The 2554-nt window shown below is 67.3% G+C and carries 1 protein-coding gene; it reads left to right on the top strand.

Annotated elements, in window-relative coordinates; all coding sequences use genetic code 11:
• Nucleotides 1-75 precede the first annotated feature (75 nt).
• Nucleotides 76-2554: toxin glutamine deamidase domain-containing protein (locus QH276_RS11495; protein ID WP_280406723.1), on the top strand; the 2479-nt coding region annotated here is incomplete at its 3' end.

The following is a 2554-nucleotide window of genomic DNA, read 5'->3' as shown; positions in this document are numbered from 1 at the left end:
TTTGTGTTGGGGCGGGGTTCGAATCGGTGGGATGCGGCGTTGTCGGGGTTGTCGTCGTTTCTGGGTTATCCGTTGGTGGCTGCTCCGCGGTATGCGGATGCCGGGCCGGATCTGTACAACGATGCGGACGAAACCGACGGGCGTCGGCGGGCCATCGAGTGGCTGCAGACCATGCCCGATACCTTTGCCACCGCCTCGCCGGTAGCCGGTTATGCGGCGCTGCACGCCTGGGTGGCGATGCTCGGGCCGGGGTCGGCGGCGCTGGGGTTCTGCGCGATCCCGGAAGTGGACCCGGGCACCGGTGAGCCGATACGGAATGCGCAGGGTCAGCCCGAAACCGCTCGTTTCGAGCCGATTCTGGTCGTCTATCCGGCGCGAGTTTCGCGGGACGATCCGGCGCCCGCCCCCGGTCCGGTGTGGTGGGATCCGGTCACCGATGACACCTGGGATCAGCCGCCGACCGCGCCGATCAACGGAAGTTGGTGGTTCGGCTTCATCGCGCTACCGCCCGGCCGCCGTATCGATCCGGACCTCGAGCATCCGATCCCGGTCGCCGATTCGGACGACGACGATGATGATGATTCCGACGATATCGGCACGGACAGGCTCTACTCGGACGGGTCCGATTCGGACGCGGAGGATTCGGGCGCGGGGGAGTCCGGCCCAGGGGATTCGGATGCGGAGGAGTCGGATCCAGCGAATTCGGGCGCGGGGAATTCGGACGCAGAGGAATCCGACGCCGGAAATCCGGACCGGGGGGATTCGGACGCGGAGCAGGCCGAATCGCAGGAAGACGAATCCGAGGGCAGCGAATCAGACGAGAGCGAATCCGAGCAGGGCGCCGCTCCCGATAATCCGTTCGATTTGCTGCCGGCGCCCCCGATGGAGCTGGCCGATCCGGCGGCGATGCGGGTCTTCGGTCCGGACTATCTCGCTCCGATCGAGGACGACGAGCTGCAGGAAACGCTCGAGAACGCGCTGCGGGGTCCCGAGGGATTCGTCGCCTATGCCGACCCGAGTAGCTATCCGTCCGCCGGCAGTCCTTACGGCACGATGATCAACCCCGGCTTCCAGGATATTCCGGGGCGCAGGACGAATTGCCAGGACTGCATGCTGGCCGGTCTGGCGAGCTTCCTCGGCTATCCGCTGGTCGCCGCGCCGGTTCATCCCATCATCGTGAACGGCAATGTCATCTGGGACGGTGAGTCCTTCGCTGCCGACCGGCAAGATGCGATGACCGGGCTGGGTGAGCGCAACTTCCGGCACGGATCCATGAGCCCGCGCGAGCAATTGACGGCCATCCACGATCATGTGGCGGCGCTCGGGCCGGGATCGGCGGCGCTCGTTTCCACCGTCTGGCAGCCGATGGGTCAGACGGGGCCGGAGAGTAGTGACAGCCCTCCCGTCAGTGGCGACGGGCACGGTGTGCTCGTCGTCTATCCGAAACCGGATCCGGGCAATCTCGACGAGAACGGACGGGTGATCGACAACGGACCGCTGTGGTGGGATCCGCAGAGCGGCGAGATGTCACGCCGGCCGTTCGAGACGTTCGCGCGACATTCGCACACGATCGGGTTCACATTCATCCCGCCCGGTCGCTCTGTTTTCGATGCGTCCGCGGTGGGCCGACGGCCGGTTCAGGCTCAGCCGGTAGCGCAGCCGGTGCCGTCGCACCCGCAGTCGGCGCTGGTGCCGGTGCTCGACCGTCCGGCGCCGATGCGGTTGCCGGATCCGTCGCGGACCCGCCGGTTCGGCGCCGGTGCGCTGGATGCAGCCCAGCATCCCGGGCAACAACAGCTGATCGAAACCGTACTGCGGGACAGCAGTGGCAATTTCGTGGTGGGAGCCGATCCGCGAACCTACCCGTCACCCGGCTACCCGTACGGATGGATGGTCAACGGAGGCCAGGGTGGCGTCCGGGGCCGGAGCACCAATCGGTGGGAGGCGGCACTGTCGGGACTGTCGTCGTTCCTGGGTAACCCCCTGGCCGCTGCTCGGCGGTCGCCGGATATGGGTCCCGGACCGTACGACGGCAGCGAAGAACCCCGGCGGGCCGTCCAGTGGCTACAGACCCGGCTCGATGATTTCGGTTCCGGCTCATCGGAACAGCAGTACGCGGCATTGTGGGACCGGGTGGCTCATTCCGGACCCGGGTCGGCGGCCCTGGCTTTCTGCGGTGTCGGCACGGTGGACCCCGGCACCGGAGAATTCGCGGTCGATCAGAATGGGCGGTTCGTCCTCAGCCACTACGAGCCGCTGGTACTGGTATTCCCGACGGTCGCCACGGCCGGCGATCGAACATCCGGGCCCGCCGAGCCGCTGTGGTGGGACCCGATGACGAACAGTACCTGGGAACAGGCGCCCGCCGAGATCGTCGAGCTGACCGTGCAGCTGCGATTCATCGAGATCCGGCCCGGGACAAGGGTGGATGCGTCGGGGCGGGGTCCGGTGGTTCGGCCGGTGCCGGTGCCGTTGGTGGTGCCGGTGTTCAATCGTGCGGGGCCGCCGATGCGGTTGATGGATCCGTCGCGGGGGCGGGTTTTCGGTCCTGGGC

This window comes from Nocardia carnea (assembly GCF_029869215.1).
Taxonomy (GTDB): Bacteria; Actinomycetota; Actinomycetes; order Mycobacteriales; family Mycobacteriaceae; genus Nocardia; species Nocardia carnea_B.
The sequence above is the reverse complement of the archived record's forward strand: the minus strand, read 5'-3'. Positions and strand labels throughout refer to the sequence as shown.